Annotated in this window: 15 protein-coding genes; 9 read left to right on the top strand and 6 right to left on the bottom strand. The window is 64.2% G+C overall.

Annotated elements, in window-relative coordinates; genetic code table 11:
• Positions 1–47 precede the first annotated feature (47 nt).
• The 3 genes from lipB to MJ601_RS08800 all read left to right on the top strand — a co-directional run bounded on the left by lipB (position 48) and on the right by MJ601_RS08800 (position 1,888).
• Positions 48–773: a lipoyl(octanoyl) transferase LipB gene (gene lipB / locus MJ601_RS08810; RefSeq protein WP_242125427.1), complete on the top strand. Its 726-nt coding sequence runs from the start codon at positions 48–50 to the stop codon at positions 771–773.
• Between the two features lie 62 nt (positions 774–835).
• On the top strand, positions 836–1,129 hold the full coding sequence (locus MJ601_RS08805; protein ID WP_242125426.1) for a hypothetical protein: 294 nt from the start codon (positions 836–838) through the stop codon (positions 1,127–1,129).
• Between the two features lie 78 nt (positions 1,130–1,207).
• Positions 1,208–1,888 carry a hypothetical protein gene (locus tag MJ601_RS08800; protein WP_242125424.1) on the top strand — a complete coding sequence of 227 codons (681 nt, stop codon included), beginning with the start codon at positions 1,208–1,210 and terminating at the stop codon, positions 1,886–1,888.
• 64 nt (positions 1,889–1,952) lie between these two features.
• Here the strand turns inward: MJ601_RS08800 and MJ601_RS08795 are convergent, their stop codons facing one another.
• The 3 genes from MJ601_RS08795 to MJ601_RS08785 form a co-directional block, all read right to left on the bottom strand.
• Positions 1,953–3,737 carry a sensor domain-containing diguanylate cyclase gene (locus MJ601_RS08795; RefSeq protein ID WP_242125423.1) on the bottom strand — a complete coding sequence of 595 codons (1,785 nt, stop codon included), beginning with the start codon at positions 3,735–3,737 and terminating at the stop codon, positions 1,953–1,955.
• 148 nt (positions 3,738–3,885) lie between these two features.
• The gene (locus MJ601_RS08790) at positions 3,886–5,349 is read right to left on the bottom strand and encodes an FGGY family carbohydrate kinase (protein ID WP_242125421.1); all 1,464 of its coding nucleotides are present in this window, start codon (positions 5,347–5,349) and stop codon (positions 3,886–3,888) included.
• A complete protein-coding gene (locus tag MJ601_RS08785; protein ID WP_242125419.1) occupies positions 5,346–6,854 on the bottom strand; it encodes a glycerol-3-phosphate dehydrogenase in 1,509 nt (502 codons plus the stop codon). Before MJ601_RS08785 ends, MJ601_RS08790 begins: the two co-directional genes overlap by 4 nt.
• A 241-nt stretch (positions 6,855–7,095) precedes the next feature.
• Here MJ601_RS08785 and rpmH point away from each other — a divergent pair, with 241 nt between their 5' ends.
• From rpmH to yihA, 5 genes are read left to right on the top strand one after another with little or no spacing between them, the layout of a single operon-like run.
• On the top strand, positions 7,096–7,230 hold the full coding sequence (gene rpmH, locus MJ601_RS08780) for a 50S ribosomal protein L34 (protein WP_007683189.1): 135 nt from the start codon (positions 7,096–7,098) through the stop codon (positions 7,228–7,230).
• A 32-nt stretch (positions 7,231–7,262) separates the two neighbouring features.
• Positions 7,263–7,682, top strand: coding sequence for a ribonuclease P protein component (gene rnpA / locus MJ601_RS08775; protein WP_242125542.1), 420 nt, complete (start codon positions 7,263–7,265; stop codon positions 7,680–7,682).
• Positions 7,682–7,894 carry a membrane protein insertion efficiency factor YidD gene (yidD, locus tag MJ601_RS08770; protein ID WP_082748686.1) on the top strand — a complete coding sequence of 71 codons (213 nt, stop codon included), beginning with the start codon at positions 7,682–7,684 and terminating at the stop codon, positions 7,892–7,894. The genes rnpA and yidD overlap by 1 nt, the downstream gene beginning before the upstream one ends.
• Before the next feature lie 32 nt (positions 7,895–7,926).
• Positions 7,927–9,630 carry a membrane protein insertase YidC gene (gene yidC, locus MJ601_RS08765; RefSeq protein WP_242125417.1) on the top strand — a complete coding sequence of 568 codons (1,704 nt, stop codon included), beginning with the start codon at positions 7,927–7,929 and terminating at the stop codon, positions 9,628–9,630.
• Between the two features lie 10 nt (positions 9,631–9,640).
• Positions 9,641–10,288, top strand: coding sequence for a ribosome biogenesis GTP-binding protein YihA/YsxC (gene yihA / locus MJ601_RS08760; protein ID WP_242125415.1), 648 nt, complete (start codon positions 9,641–9,643; stop codon positions 10,286–10,288).
• A 106-nt stretch (positions 10,289–10,394) separates the two neighbouring features.
• Here yihA and clpS read toward each other — a convergent pair whose 3' ends face one another.
• The 3 genes from clpS to MJ601_RS08745 all read right to left on the bottom strand — a co-directional run bounded on the left by clpS (position 10,395) and on the right by MJ601_RS08745 (position 13,715).
• A complete protein-coding gene (gene clpS, locus MJ601_RS08755) occupies positions 10,395–10,751 on the bottom strand; it encodes an ATP-dependent Clp protease adapter ClpS (RefSeq protein WP_491572896.1) in 357 nt (118 codons plus the stop codon).
• 196 nt (positions 10,752–10,947) lie between these two features.
• Positions 10,948–11,832 carry a phasin family protein gene (locus MJ601_RS08750; RefSeq protein WP_242125538.1) on the bottom strand — a complete coding sequence of 295 codons (885 nt, stop codon included), beginning with the start codon at positions 11,830–11,832 and terminating at the stop codon, positions 10,948–10,950.
• Positions 11,833–11,975: 143 nt separating this feature from the next.
• The gene (locus MJ601_RS08745; RefSeq protein ID WP_242125413.1) at positions 11,976–13,715 is read right to left on the bottom strand and encodes a PHA/PHB synthase family protein; all 1,740 of its coding nucleotides are present in this window, start codon (positions 13,713–13,715) and stop codon (positions 11,976–11,978) included.
• Between the two features lie 142 nt (positions 13,716–13,857).
• Between MJ601_RS08745 and MJ601_RS08740 the strand changes: the two genes are divergently transcribed.
• A complete protein-coding gene (locus MJ601_RS08740) occupies positions 13,858–15,066 on the top strand; it encodes an LL-diaminopimelate aminotransferase (RefSeq protein WP_242125411.1) in 1,209 nt (402 codons plus the stop codon).
• Positions 15,067–15,199 lie beyond the last annotated feature (133 nt).

Raw genomic sequence — 15,199 nt, 5'->3', positions numbered from 1 at the left:
TGCGGGTGAGACTTGATCGCTCGCCCGGCCCAAGTCAAGGAAACGCCATGTCGTCCCTCACCCAGCCCTCTCCCGCCGAAGCGCGCGCCCAGACTATCGAATGGCGCGTCGAAACGACGCCCGTCGATTATCCGGCCGCCCTGGCCGACATGGAAGCGCGGGCGGCGGCGATCTTCGAGGGCGGTGCCACAGAGCGGGTCTGGCTGCTCGAACATCCGCCGCTCTACACGGCGGGCACCAGCGCCAACCCGGACGAGCTGCTCGACCCCCGCTTCCCGGTGCATGATGCCGGGCGGGGCGGGCGCTACACCTATCATGGGCCCGGCCAGCGCATCGGCTATCTCAACATCGACCTGCGCGAACGGGGCAAGGATGTGCGCAATTTCGTGCATCATCTGGAAGGCTGGATGATCGAGGCGCTCGGCGACCTTGGCATCGCGGCTCGCCGGGCGGAGGGCCGCATCGGCATCTGGACCGACGATCCGGAGGGACGGGAGGCGAAGATCGGCGCGCTCGGCATCCGGGTGCGGCGCTGGGTCACGCTGCATGGCTTTTCGATCAATGTGAACCCCGACCTGTCCCATTTCGGGGGCATCGTGCCGTGCGGCCTGGCCGAATATCCGGTGACGAGCATCGCCGCCCTGGGCGTGAAAGCCTCGATGGCGGACCTCGACACCGCACTGAAAAACCATTTCCCCGCCTTTATCGGGCGCCTGCGGCGCTGCCCCGCACCCGATGGCACGGGGGTTGAGCAATGCCGGACAGGTCGCTAGGGTCGCGGCCTTCGCCAGGTGGGGGGCTACCGGGCATTCTTTAGAGGCTTAAGGAGACCCGGATGCGTCTTGACGCGAAGACGATATGGACGACGCTGCTTGTGACGGGGTGCATGGCGCTGACCGGATGCGGCAGCAAGAAGGAGACCGGCACCGCCGTTCCCATGAACCACATGGAAGTGGTCGATGGCACCGCCAGCGACGCCATGACCGATCTGGACGGGGTGCAGAGCGAAGGCACAGCCATGACGCTGCCCGCGAACCGCAGCGAAAACAGTTCGGCGCCCGCCGCCGCGCCCAAGGAACAGGACGCGCAGAAGCCCGCCGCCGACACCGAGGTGCTTTCGGACCAATAAGGGCTGGCAGGAGCGTTCAGGCGTGATACAGACCCCACTGCCCAAATGAAAAGCTGTTGTCCGACAAGGGGATTTTCGATGACTTTCCGTTCCGTCCTGCGTGTTGCCGCTCTGGGGCTGACGGTCATGACGGTGCAACCGGCATCGGCGCAATTTTTCTGGTCTCCGCCGGATTTCTCCACGCCGCCGCTGACGGATGTGGAGGCCGCGTCGGCCCTGGGCCTGCCGGGCGCCACGCCTGCGGAGATCAAGGCCGGGCTGGTGTGGAACCTGCGCGCGGCGCTCAATGTCGCGGCGCTGCAATGCCAGTTCGAACCCACCCTGCTGTCGATCAGCAATTATAATGCCATGATCGCCCATCATGACGCCGAACTCGACAAGGCACAGGCCGACCTGCTCGGCTATTTCCAGCGCACCGTGGGCAAGGGCAAGCCGGGCCAGATGGCGTCCGACCAATATGGCACGCGCATCTATTCGGGCTATTCGACCGTGCAGGCGCAGCGTGGCTTCTGCCAGGCGGCGGCGCTGGTCGGGCGGCAGGCCATCTTTGCCCAGCGCGGAACGCTGAACGAGGTGGCGCGCAACGGCCTTGGCTCGATCAAGAAATCGCTGGTGCTCGCCGGCGAGCAATTTTACGGCGATCCGGGCCGCAGCTATTCGTTGGCGCTGCCCTCCTTCGATCCGAAATGCTGGAAGAAGGGCAAGATGCTGCCCGCCTGCCAGATCGCCTGGAACCAGAAGACCGGCGTTCAGCCCTGAGGGAGGCGATGGTGCTCCGGCAGTGGCGGGAGCGCGAAGGCTTCGCTTCCGGCGACCACAGCGGTCAGGCCGCCAGGCGCAGGCAATTGCGCCCGCTATGCTTGGCACGGTAAAGGGCCTTGTCCGCCGCCTCCAATATGGCGTCCCGGCCATCCTGCGCATTCAAGCTGACCAGGCCGGCGCTGAAGGTCACGCGAATCGCTTCGCCGGACTCCAGCCTCACCGGATGGGTGTCCACCATCTCGCGCAGCCGTTCGCAGATCATGCTCGACCGCTCGATATCGGTCCCGCTCAGGAGAATGGCGAATTCCTCGCCCCCCAGCCGGCCGATGCTGTCGACGCCGCGCAAGCCCGGCCGCAACCGTTCCACAAAGCCCGCCAGCACCCGGTCGCCCGCGCCATGGCCGTGGCAGTCATTGACCGCCTTGAAATGGTCGATGTCGATCAGCAGCAGGCAGGCACGCCCGCCCCGGCGGACCCGGCCAATCTCCTCATCCAGCTTTTCGAGAAACGCGCGCCGGGTGTCCGCGCCGGTCAGCGAATCGAGCGCCGCCACCTGTTGCAGCGCCTGCTGCCGGGCCTTGTGCCGTGACATGTCGCGGATCGTGCTGACCACGCCGGTCGGCATGCCATGCTCATCCACGACGGCCCGCGCCACCATCTCGCACCATTCGGACCCCCCGGCCGAGACGAAGGGTCGGAACTCGACGGTCTGCACGTCGCCCGGCTGGGCGAGCGCCCGGCCAATGGCGGCGCTGACCGGGGCACGGTCTTCCGGATCCACCAGATTGGCTGCATCCTGCCCGATCAGCAGTTCGGGCGCGCAACCGATCTGCTCGGCGGCAGCGGGTGAGGCATATTCGATGACCCCGTCCACGCTGATATTGAGGACTACATCGCCGCTATGTTCGGCGATGGCGCGATAGCGCGCCTCGCTCTCCTGCAGCATCTGGAACAGCCGCCGACGGCTGTTCAGCTCCGCCGCGATCGGCATGGTCAGCAGGAAGGCGCATGCCAGGAACAGCTGAAAGAACTGCATCCGCTCACCCAGGCTGCCCACCGGGATCATGTAGAGCGGGCCATGGCCGTTCACCGTCGCCGTCCCGCCGATCGCCGCCAAGATCAGCACCGAGGCCGCCGCCCCCAGATTGCCGACCCGAAACACGATCACGACCATGGGCAGCAGCAGCGCGAACAGCATGGGAAAGCGCGCGACGTAGAAGACATATGCCGCCGCCACGGCGAAAAGGACCAGCAGGGCCGAAGCCTCCAGCTTCCTGCGCAGGGGCGTCTGGCTGAACCAGCGGCGCAATTCACCCTGCATGAACATCATGAGGATCGGCGTGCAGGTCAGCGCGCCCAGCACATGGCCGCTATACCAGTGCAGCCAGGCCGTCCCCAGGGACACCGGCGTCAGGGCGGAAGCGACCATCGCGGCACCGAAGCCAGTGACAACATTGGCCGGACCCACCAGGGCGAGAATGAAGACAAACAACGGCCACATGGACCCCGCAAATTTCCGGTCCGGCGCCAGACGGCGACAGACCAGCGCGACGATCAGCGCCTCCAGCAGGTTGATGGCGGCCATCGGCAAGGCTACCAGCGGCCCCATGCCGAACAGGGCGGTCGCGACCGCGCTCGCCACGCCGCAGGCCAGCAGCGAACGCGGCCAATGGCCGATCTTCGACGTCAGCAGATCCGCCATCAGCAGCGCGTTGGCGCCCCAGATGAAGGCCAGTCCCCCATCGAAGCGCGACCAGGACAATGCCAGCCACGCCATCACGAAATAGGCAACGCCCAGAAGAACCGGCGCAAGGCTGGAAGAAGGATGACGAAGAGTCGTTTGCATGTTCCGCCCAGCCCTACACGCTTATCGTTAAAATATACTCACGATAAGCATTTTACACTTGCCGAAGCGACGGGCGATCTGGCCTCTCTGCACCGAAATCGTCTCAGGATGGCGCGCTGCCCGACCTGATCGCAAACGGTTTCCCGATTCACTGATTCAGGAGGCGGTTCCATCCGCTCAATCGGGCAGCCCGGATTTCCACCGGCATGGCGGGCGAAAAGCGGGTGAGTTGCGACCCCATGGCGGCGAACGCGGCCTCCAGCGACGGGAACAGCCCATGACCGACCGCCGCCAGCATCGCCGCACCCCTGGCTGTGGTTTCGACATCTGCGGGACGATCCACCGGCAGGCCGAGCATGTTCGCCATGTCCTGCGCGATCCAGTCATTGGCGCTCATACCACCATCCACCCGCAACATATGCCAGCCCACCCCGTCCGCCGCGAAGGCGCCCGCGAGATCGTGGATCTGGTGCGACAGCGACTCAAGCGCCGCCCGCACGATATGCGCCCGCGTCGTTCCCTGCGTCAGCCCCGCAATCACCCCTGTCGCGTCGGGGCGCCAATGCGGCGCCCCCAATCCGGCGAGGGCCGGCAGCATCATGACCCCGCCGCTGTCCGCCACGGATCTCGCCAGCGCCTCCGTTTCTTCGGCGGTCGTTATCAGCCCGAGTTGGTCGCGCAGCCATTGGATCAGGCTCCCCGCGACAAAGATGGATCCTTCCAGCGCATAGGTCCGCTGGCCCGACAGCCGGTACAGGAGCGTGCCCAGCAGCCGGTGCGTCGAAGCGGGAACGGCCTGTCCCCTGTTCGTCAGCACGAAGGCGCCGGTGCCCAGCGTCGCCTTCGCCTCGCCCGGTTTCAGGCAGCCCTGGCCGATGGTCGCCGCCTGCTGGTCGCCCGCCAGCCCGCGAATCGGGATCGGCCGGCCGAACCATGCCGGCAGCGTCGCGCCAAAGGCACCCGCATTGTCGGCAATCTCCGGCAAGGCCCGCAGCGGCACGCCGAACAGATCGCACAGCCCCTGATCCCAGCCTTCTCCGTCCAGCGCCATCAGCTGGGTGCGGCTGGCATTGCTGGCGTCGCTGATGTGCAGGCCGCCGGTCAGCTTCCAGACCAGCCAGCTTTCCATCGTCCCCAGGGCAAGCGCATCCCCCGCTTCCTTCACCGCAGGTGCATGATCGAGCAGCCAGCGCATCTTGGTCGCGGAAAAATAGGGGTCGAGCACCAGGCCGGTCCTGCGCTGAACCGCTGCCTCCTCGCCCGCATCCCGCAGCGCCGCGCAGTGGCCAGCGGTGCGGCGATCCTGCCAGACGATGGCGCGGGCCAGCGGCTCGCCGGTGTGCCGGTCCCAGGCGACGACCGTCTCGCGCTGGTTGGTGATGCCGATGGCGGCGATGCGATCGGCCCCGCCCGCCTGCTCCACCATCCGCCGCGCGCAGGCCAGGGTCCGCTCCCAAATCTCGGCGGCCTCATGCTCGACCCAGCCCGATTGCGGATAATATTGGCTCAGTTCGGCCTGCGCCATGTCGAGCCGCCGCCCATCCGGCGCATAAAGCATCGCCCGCGTCGATGTGGTGCCCTCATCCAGCACCAATATATGCCCTTCGCTCATGCCTTCTCCCTGAGCCAGTCTTCCAGCCCTGCTTTCTGTACGGCATCCAGGCGCAGGCCCAATTTGGTCCGCCGCCATAATATGTCCTCTGCCGTGACCGCCCATTCCTGCGCGATCAGATAGCGCAGTTCTGCTTCGGTCAGCCCGTGACCGAAATGCCGTCCCAGCCCCTCCGGCGCATAGGCGTCGCCCAGCCACACGCGCGCACGCGTTCCATAGGCGCAGGCGATCCGCTGAAGCGTGGCATAGTCGAGAAAGGGATAATCGCAGCCCAGATCGGCAATAAGCTGGTCCCGGCCCTTCATCGGAAAATCCCCTCCGGGCAGGGGCGCGCCAGCGGTCCAGTCGCCGCCGGACAATTTGGGAAGCAGAGGCTTCAACCTGTCGACCGCCTCGGCGGCGAGATGGCGATAGGTGGTGATCTTGCCGCCAAAGACGCTCAGCAGCGGCGCTTCCTCCTCGCCGCCCTCCAGTTCCAGCCGATAGCCGCGGGTCGCCGCTTCGGGCCGGGCGGAACCGTCGTCGATCAGCGGCCGGACACCGGCATAGGACCATAATATGTCGGCCGGGGCGATCGTCCGGGCGAAATAGCGATTCGCCGCCTCGCAAAGATAGGCGATTTCTTCCGCGTCCGGCTGCACCTGGTCCACCGGTCCCTGATGGTCGCGATCGGTCGTGCCGATCAGGGTGAAGGCCTGTTCATAGGGAATGGCGAAGAAGATGCGGCCGTCGGGGAGCTGGAAGAAATAGGCAAATTCATGGTCGAACAGCCGCCGCACGACGATATGCGACCCGCGCACCAGCCGCATATGCCGGTCGCTGACACCATGGGCGCGATGCAGCAGGTCGAGCACCGATGGACCGGCCGCATTGACGACGGCCTGGGCGCGGAACCTCTCCAGCGCGCCATCCGCCCGGCGTGCCGTGATCGTCCAGAGCCGGTCCCTGCGTTCCAGCCGCACGGCTTCGGTGCGGGTGCGGATGTCGGCGCCCCGGTCGGCGGCATCGCGGGCGTTGAGGATCACCAGCCGGGCATCGTCGACCCAGCCGTCGGAATAGGCATAGGCATGGCGGAACCCGGCCTTGAGCGGACGGCCTGCCGGGTGGTGCCGCAGATCGATGGACTGTGTCGGCGGCAAGGCCCGTCGGCCGCCGATATGATCGTAGAGGAACAGGCCCAGACGCAGCAGCCAGCGCGGGCGCAGGCCCGGCACCCAGGGCAGCACGAACCTGAGGGGATGAATGATGTGCGGCGCGATGGCCCATAGCCGTTCGCGTTCGGACAGGGATTCGCGCACCAAGGCGAATTCATAATGCTCCAGATAGCGCAACCCGCCATGGATGAGCTTGGTCGAGGCGGAGGAGGTGCCCTGCGCCAGATCCCCCCGCTCCAGCAGCAGCACCTTGGCGCCGCGCCCCGCCGCATCACGGGCAATGCCGCAGCCATTGACACCGCCGCCGATGATGGCGAGGTCATAGGCGGCTGGCTCCGTCTTCCGTGTCACGAAAGGGAGCTTATCGCTCTTTTCCCGCGGGCGGAACCGTTTAGCACCGCCGTGGATGGATTGGAGGAGCGAAGATGCGGCTTCGCCCTGGGGACCGTCCTGCAAAAGCGCATGCCTGCCCCGCCTCCACCATTGACTCAAGAGTGGCTTTTGCCTATCGGACGCCGCCTGACATGCGGCCGCTCACTCAGCGGCCCTTTTTTGTCACGCCCGATTCTTTTTGTTTTTTGAGGAATGAACGATGAAGCGCACCTATCAGCCGAGCAATCTGGTTCGGAAGCGCCGTCACGGTTTCCGCGCTCGCATGGCGACCCCCGGTGGCCGCAACGTGCTGCGCGCTCGTCGTGCCCGCGGCCGCAAGAGCCTGAGCGCCTGAACGACGCGCCGCCGGTGAGCGCGCCTGCCGTCATGGGCAAGCGCGCCGATTTTCTGGCGGCGAATCGCGGACGTCGCGCGCCGATGCCGGGCTTCGTCCTGCTGGTGCGCGAACGCGGTGACGGCGATCGGGCGATGCGTTTCGGCATCACGGTCACGAAAAAAATTGGCGGCGCTGTCGTCCGTAACCGGATGAAGCGCCGTTTTCGCGTCCTGGCCCGCGAGTTGCTGCCGGTCCATGGCGTGGCGGGTGCCGACCATGTGCTGATCGGGCGCTCCGAGGGTATCGAACGCGATTTCGGCCTGCTCCGCCAGGAGCTGGAAAAGGCGCTGGGCAAGGTGATGAGCCGCCCCGTCGGCGAGGCGCCTGAAAAGCGCCGACCCCGGAAAAGGCCTGGCGGGCCGAAGCCGGTTGCACCCAAGCCGCACGCATCGGAACAGAGGCGGGGCTGATGATCGGGCGCATCCTCATCCTGATCGCGCGCTTCTGGCAGCTAGGCCCTTCGCGCATCCTGCCGCCCAGCTGCCGCTATGCTCCCTCCTGCTCCGAATATGCGATCCAGGCGATCCGCAAATATGGTGCGGTGAAGGGTAGCTGGCTGGCCACGAAGCGGCTAATGCGATGCCACCCATGGGGCGGTTCGGGTTACGACCCGGTCCCCTGACACGAGACTTTCACACGGCGGAGCCGACAAGCGTGGACGACAAGAAGAATATTGTTCTGGCGGTGATCCTGACCGCGGCGATCCTGTTCGGCTGGCCCTATGTCGCCAAGCATTTCTTCCCCACCGCCAATCCCCCGGCGACCCGGATCGAGGGCGGCAAGACCACGCCGCTCACTCCTTCCGGAACGGCTCCGGCCGCCGACCGCCCGGCCGTGATCCGCGATCTGGGGCTGGTGCTCGGGGACAGCCCGCGCATACCCATTCGCACGCCCAAGATCACCGGATCGATCAACCTGAAGGGCGCACGCATCGATGACATCGTGCTGCCGACCTACAAGGAAACGATCGCCAAGGATTCGCCCGCGATCCGCCTCTACAGCCCGTCGGGCACCAAGGACGCCTATTTCGCGGGCTTCGGCTGGCAGGGCGAAGGGGTGAAGACGCCGGACGGCAGTGCCGTCTGGACCGCTTCGGGGAAGGAACTGACCCCGACCAGCCCCGTCACCCTGACGTGGAACAACGGCGCGGGCCAGACTTTCGAAATTCGTTACGGCATCGACGAAAACTACATGATCACCGCGCAGCAGAAAGTGTCGAACAGCGGCACCGGCGCGGTGGCCGTCAAAAGCTATGGCTATGTCAGCCGGGCGCATCCCTCGGCCGATCCCGATACCTGGACCATCCATGTCGGCCCGATGGGCGTGTTCAACGGCGCAGCCAATTATGACGTCAACTACAAGGATCTGGCCAAGGGGCCGTCCAGCCAGAGCTTCCAGTCGACCGGCGGCTGGATCGGTTTCACCGACAAATATTGGCTCTCCGCGCTGGTGCCCGACCAGCAGGCGGCCTTCACCGGCCAGATGCGCAAGGGCGACGGCACGCAATATCAGACCGATATTGCGCTCGCGCCCATCATGGTCGCGCCGGGCAAGGCCGTGACCCAGACCAACCGGCTGTTCGTCGGCGCCAAGGAAGTGAAGACGCTCCAGGCCTATGAGCGTGCGGGCATTCCGCTGTTCGACCGGGCGATCGACTGGGGCTGGTTCTACTGGTTCGAACAGCCGATCTTCGCGCTGCTGCACTGGCTGTTCACGGTCATAGGAAATTTCGGCGTGGCGATCATCTGCCTGACCTTCGTGGTCCGGGGCCTGATGTTCCCGGTCGCCCAGCGCCAGTTCGCCAGCATGGCCGCGATGCGCGCCGTGCAGCCCAAGATGAAGGCGCTGCAGGAGAAATATAAGGACGACAAGCCGAAGCTCCAGCAGGAGATGATGGAGCTGTACAAGCGCGAGAAGGTGAACCCGCTCGCCGGCTGTCTGCCGATCTTCATCCAGATCCCGATCTTCTTCGCGCTCTACAAGGTGTTGCAGCTGACGATTGAAATGCGCCACCAGCCCTTCGTCCTGTGGATCAAGGATCTGAGCGCGCCCGATCCGCTGCATATCGTCAATCTCTTCGGCCTGCTGCCCTTCACGCCGCCTGCCTTCCTCGGCATCGGTGTGCTGGCGCTGCTGCTCGGCATCAGCATGTATTTCCAGTTCAAGCTGAACCCGGCGCAGATGGACCCGATGCAGCAGCAGGTGTTCGCGATCATGCCGTGGATGATGATGTTCATCATGGCGCCCTTCGCGGCGGGCCTGCTGGTCTACTGGATCACCAACAACTGCCTGTCGATGTTGCAGCAGTGGTTCCTCTACCGGCGCCATCCGCAACTCAGCGCCGCGACGGCGAAATAAGGCTGAATTGGTGACCGAACAGGAACAGGCTGAACTGATCGAGGAAGCGCGCAAGGTCTTTGCCGGGCCGATCGCCTTCCTCAAATCGGCGCCGGACCTCAAATTCCTGCCCGATATGGCGGTGAACGAGGTGGCGTTCGCGGGCCGGTCCAATGTCGGCAAGTCCTCGCTGCTCAATGCGCTGACCAACCGCAACGGCCTCGCCCGCACGTCCAACACGCCGGGACGGACGCAGGAACTGAATTTTTTCGACGTCGGCGATCCGCTACGGTTCCGGCTGGTCGACATGCCGGGCTATGGCTATGCCCGCGCGCCCAAGGATATGGTGCGCAAGTGGCGCTTCCTGGTGAACGACTATCTGCGCGGGCGGGCGAAGCTGAAGCGTACGCTGGTGCTGATCGACAGCCGCCATGGAATCAAGGATGTGGACACCGACATTCTCGACATGCTCGACGCGGCGGCGGTCAGTTATCGCATCGTGCTGACAAAGGCGGACAAGGTGAAGGCCAGCCATCTGGCTGAGGTCAAGCAAGCAGTGGCGGAAGCCATCCGCAAACGGCCCGCCGCGCATCCGGACATCATCGCCACGTCGAGCGAAAAGGGCATGGGGATAGCCGAACTGCGCGCCGCCGTGCTGGAAAGCGTGATGCAGGGCTGAGACTGCGGTTTTTTGGGAAAATGGACTTCCCTGGTCGTCCCTACACTATCGCTTGCAGGAGGACTTTTGGGCCCCCTTTTGGCCGAGACCGACCGATGGCCGACTTTCAGGCCTTTTCCAGCGTGCACTGCAGCGGATGCTGGTTCTGACGGGCAAAGTCCATCACCTGGTTGACCTTGGTCTCCGCCACCTCATAGCTGAATATGCCGCAGACGCCGACGCCGCGCTGATGGACATGCAGCATCACGCGAGTCGCCTCCTCCATGTCCATGCGGAAGAATTGCTGGAGGACATGGACGACGAATTCCATCGGGGTATAATCGTCGTTCAGCATCAACACCTTGTAAAGGGACGGCTTTTTCGTCCGGGCACGGGTGCGGGTCGCAATGCCGACATTGGGCCCGCCGGAGCCATCGCCCTGGTCGTCCTGATCCCGTCCCGCCATCTTCACGGGAAATGCCATCGTCGAAATTCTGCTCATGATGCAGAAGAATATGGCCATTTCCGCTTTCAAGGCAAGGGGTGGGAGGAGCCGTAAACCATCCTTCCCATGCGCTGCCGGAAAAAGAAACGGCCCCCGCGCGTGGCGGAGGCCGTAACTTGCTTTCGAAGATTTCGAGGCTGGATCAGGCCGCGAGCGACTTCACCTTATTCGCGGGTCAAGCCGCGAGCGACTTCACCTTGTCCGTCACCAGGGTCACGCGGGCGGTCAGCGGCGAAGCCACGTCGCCAGCCAGCTTGATCAGCGCTTCGCTGCTCTTGGCGGCTTCCTTGGTGAATTCGTCGAAGCTGCTGGAAAGCAGCTGGCTCTGCAACTGGAAGAATTCGGTCGGCGTCTTCACGGTCGAGAAGCTCTTGAAAGAAGCCGTCGCCTTTTCAAAGCTCTTCTTGCTGTAGTCGACGGCTTCCTGACCGAGGGTTTCGAAGCCCTTGGCCGCGATCTTGCCGGATTCGACCAGCGCTTCGACATTGCCCTTGGCGATGTCGCTGAATTCTTCGATCGCCTTGGTCGACTTTTCAACGCTCGCCTTCGCCTTCTCGTTCAGATCGGCATAGGCCGTCTCGAGCTTGGCCTTGGTCTCTTCAGCGAACTTCTTTCCGGTCTCGATCATGTCGTTCATCATCTTGGTTCCTTCTGTGGCGGGCAGCATCTTGGGCTCTGACGGCCCGGCCTTCGGCAGGCTCTTGAATTCCTTGGGCGTCGCGGCTTTCGCGATCGGTTCGATCTTCGGCGTTGGCTCCGGCTTCACTTCCGGAACGAAGGACGGCTCGGGCGCAGCATCAACGGCCGTGGTGGCCGCGATCACCGCCACCGGATCGGCTGGTGCCGCGCGCACCGGCTTGGGTTCCGGCTTCACCGCGGACGGAGCCGGCTTGGCAACCGCGGCCTTGGGCGGAGCCGGCTTCTTCGCCGCAGGCTTGGCTGGCTTTACCGGCGTCCCGATCGCAGCTTCGGCCGCCTTCAGGGCCTCGCTGGCTGACAGGGTGGGTGACGCTTTCTTCGCTACAGGCTTACGACGCGCTGGCTTCGGGGTCACGGCCATCGACCATCCTCCATTTGTTGCAGTGCACAATATGGGATTTAGGGGTCGATTGCAAGGCTTTTTGTGCAGTGCAGCATAATCTTCACAAACCACTCGGCGCGGGGAAAAGCCATTTTACCGCAAATTGCTCCCAACCCCTTCAATCAACGGCTTTTTACGTAGCTGCCCGGTGCATCTTCGATCGTCTTGAGTTTGCCCTTGCCCGGCTGGCGCGCACCCTTGGCGGGCACCGTTGCGGGCGAAATACTGCGAATCCACTCGATCCAGTCGGGCCACCAGCTCCCCTTGGTCTCTTTCGCCCGCGCAAGAAAGGCGTCCAGACTCGGCTGGGCTTCGTCGCAGGCCCAATATTGATATTTCTGGGCCGACGGCGGATTGACCACCCCGGCGATATGGCCCGAACCGGCGAGCAGGAAACGGACCGGTCCTGACAGATGCTCGGTCAGCTTCCACACGCTTTCCACCGGCGCGATATGATCTTCCCGGCCCGCCTGGACATAGGCAGGCGTCTTGATCCGCGTCAGGTCCAGCGGCGTCCCCGCAACGCTGATCGCGCCGGGCTGCACCAGCAGATTGTCGCGATAGAGCTGGGTCAGATAGTCCCTGTGCCAGCGAGCGGGCAGGTTGGTGGTGTCGCCGTTCCAGTAAAGCAGGTCGAAGGGCGGATAATCCTGTCCCAGCAGATAATTGTTGACGACATAGTTCCAGATGAGGTCGCGGCCGCGCAACAGGTTGAAGGTCGCAGCCATGTAACGCCCGTCCAGGAAACCGCCGGACGAAAGCTGTTCCACCATCTTCATCTGCTCATCGTCGATGAACAGGCTGAGGTCGCCGGCCTGGGCGAAATCGACCTGGGCAGTGAAGAAGGTGGCGCTGGCGACCTTGTCCGCCTCACCCCGCGCCGCCAGCAACGACAGCGTGGCCGCCAGCGTCGTGCCCGCGACGCAATAGCCGATGGCGTGGACGCTTGGCACCTTCAGCAGATCGCGGACCGTGTCGATGGCATCGATCTGGCCTTTTTCGATATAATCGTCCCAGACCAGATCCTTCATCGAGGCATCGGCCGACTTCCAGGAGACGAGGAACAGGCTGATACCCTGGTCGACCGCCCATTTGACGAAGCTTTTTTCCGGCGACAGGTCGAGAATATAGAAACGGTTGATCCATGGCGGGAAGATGATCAGCGGCGTTTCCAGCACCGTTCCGGTCGTCGGCGCATAATGGATCAGCTGGTAAAGCGGGGTCTCCTTGATGACCTTGCCCGGCGTCGCGGCGATATTGCGGCCGAGTTCAAAGGCCGTCCCGTCGGTATGGGTGAGCTGCCCCTTCTCCATGTCCGCCAGCATATGCTGGAGGCCCTTCACCAGATTCTCGCCCCCGCTCTGGATCGTCTTCTGCACGACCATGGGGTTGGTCAGCGGAAAATTGCTGGGCGCCATGGCATCCAGCATGCCGCTGGTCGCAAAGCGCAGCCTGGCCTTCTGCTTGGGATCGACGCCGTCGACGGCATCGGCCAGCTTCATCAGATAGTCGGAGAGCAGCAGATAGCTTTGCCGGATCAGGTCGTAAAAGGGATGTTCGGTCCAGGCGGGGTCGGCAAAGCGCCGGTCCTTGGCAGCCGCCGGACTGCCCTGCGGCGCCGGTTCGGGCTGGTCGCGCAGCAGGCCGCCTGAATCCAGGAAGCGTTGCCAGAGCGCCAGCCCCTCATCGGCAAAGCCGGTCTGGATGCGCGAGACGGTCTCCGGGTCGAAGGGCAGCACCCGGCCGGTGGCACCCGCCGCCTGTTCCAGCATCAATTGCTGGGCGCGGCCCAATACCTGCGTCCATTGCTGCATTTCCTGCAACGTCGGGAGGCGGGGTTCCATGACATCTTCTGCTTTCATGGCCACCTTCCTCCTCCTGGCATGGTCCGGTCCGCCGCTTTCACTGGCGCGTCGCTATCGGGCGGGTTATAGCCGGATTGTGACAGGCCGAATGCGTGTCACGCACTATTCCTTACCGAGAGCTTTCAGGAAAGCCCCAAAAATGTCCGAAGAATTTTACCGCATGAAGCGCCTGCCGCCCTATGTCATCGCCGAAGTGAACGCGATGCGGGCCGCCGCACGCGCCGCGGGGGAGGACATTATCGATCTGGGCATGGGCAATCCCGACCTGCCGCCGCCAGACCATGTCATCGCCAAGCTGTGCGAGGTCGCGCAGAAGCCGAGCGCCCATGGCTATTCCCAGTCGATGGGGATTCCGGGGCTGCGGAAGGCACAGGCCAATTATTATGGCCGCCGCTTCGGCGTCGATCTGGACCCGGAAAGCGAAGTCGTCGTGACCATGGGGTCGAAGGAAGGGCTTGCCAGCCTGGCCACCGCGATCACCGCGCCCGGCGATGTCGTGCTGGCGCCCAATCCCAGCTATCCCATCCATATGTTCGGCTTCATCATCGCGGGCGCGACCATCCGGTCGGTACCCACGACGCCGGACGAGCATTATTGGAAGTCGCTGGAACGGGCCATGGCCTTTACCGTGCCGCGTCCCTCGATCCTGGTGGTCGGCTATCCCAGCAATCCGACTGCCGAGACGGTCGACCTCGCCTTCTACGAGCGGCTGGTCGCCTGGGCGAAGGAGAACAAGGTCTGGGTGCTGTCCGACCTTGCCTATTCCGAGCTTTATTATGACGGCAATCCCACGCCTTCCATCCTTCAGGTGCCGGGCGCCAAGGATGTGGCGGTGGAATTCACCTCCCTGTCGAAGACCTATTCCATGGCGGGCTGGCGCATCGGTTTCGCGGTCGGCAACAAGCAACTGATCGCGGCATTGAAGCGCGTGAAATCCTATCTCGATTATGGCGCCTTCACGCCGATCCAGGCGGCGGCCTGCGCGGCGCTCAACGGGCCGCAGGATATCGTTCAGAAGAACCGCGAACTCTATCACAAGCGCCGCGACGTGATGGTGGAGGCATTTGGCCGGGCAGGATGGGACATTCCCGCGCCCAAGGCGTCGATGTTCGCCTGGGCACCACTGCCCCCCGCGCTCAAGGAGATGGGGAGCCTGGAATTTTCCAAGCAGCTCCTGACCCACGCCAAGGTCGCGGTCGCGCCGGGCGTCGGCTATGGCGAGGATGGCGAGGGCTATGTCCGCATCGCCATGGTCGAGAATGAGCAGCGGCTGCGGCAGGCGGCGCGCAACATCAAGCAGTATCTGAAGTCCATGGGCGTCAACACCCCGGCCAAGGGCGCTGCCTGAAAACGGTAACGGGACCATCCATTACAAGCTGAGGACGCTGCGGCCGGCGGGCTGCGGCGTCTTTCTTTTTCACCCCGGATGCAATTTGGGGCCTTGTCATTTACGCCGCCCTGCGCTGCTTTGGGGCATGGGG

It is taken from the genome of Sphingobium trunci (genome assembly GCF_022664535.1).
Lineage (GTDB): Bacteria > Pseudomonadota > Alphaproteobacteria > Sphingomonadales > Sphingomonadaceae > Sphingobium.
This window is presented reverse-complemented; position numbering and strand designations above follow the sequence as displayed.

Coding starts and splice junctions, on each gene's coding strand:
- lipB (WP_242125427.1), top strand. CDS start 48: ATGTCGTCCCTCACCCAGCCCTCTCCCGCCGAAGCGCGCGCCCAGACT.
- MJ601_RS08805 (WP_242125426.1), top strand. CDS start 836: ATGCGTCTTGACGCGAAGACGATATGGACGACGCTGCTTGTGACGGGG.
- MJ601_RS08800 (WP_242125424.1), top strand. CDS start 1,208: ATGACTTTCCGTTCCGTCCTGCGTGTTGCCGCTCTGGGGCTGACGGTC.
- MJ601_RS08795 (WP_242125423.1), bottom strand. CDS start 3,737: ATGCAAACGACTCTTCGTCATCCTTCTTCCAGCCTTGCGCCGGTTCTT.
- MJ601_RS08790 (WP_242125421.1), bottom strand. CDS start 5,349: ATGAGCGAAGGGCATATATTGGTGCTGGATGAGGGCACCACATCGACG.
- rpmH (WP_007683189.1), top strand. CDS start 7,096: ATGAAGCGCACCTATCAGCCGAGCAATCTGGTTCGGAAGCGCCGTCAC.
- rnpA (WP_242125542.1), top strand. CDS start 7,263: ATGGGCAAGCGCGCCGATTTTCTGGCGGCGAATCGCGGACGTCGCGCG.
- yidD (WP_082748686.1), top strand. CDS start 7,682: ATGATCGGGCGCATCCTCATCCTGATCGCGCGCTTCTGGCAGCTAGGC.
- clpS (WP_491572896.1), bottom strand. CDS start 10,751: ATGGCATTTCCCGTGAAGATGGCGGGACGGGATCAGGACGACCAGGGC.
- MJ601_RS08750 (WP_242125538.1), bottom strand. CDS start 11,832: ATGGCCGTGACCCCGAAGCCAGCGCGTCGTAAGCCTGTAGCGAAGAAA.
- MJ601_RS08745 (WP_242125413.1), bottom strand. CDS start 13,715: ATGAAAGCAGAAGATGTCATGGAACCCCGCCTCCCGACGTTGCAGGAA.
- MJ601_RS08740 (WP_242125411.1), top strand. CDS start 13,858: ATGTCCGAAGAATTTTACCGCATGAAGCGCCTGCCGCCCTATGTCATC.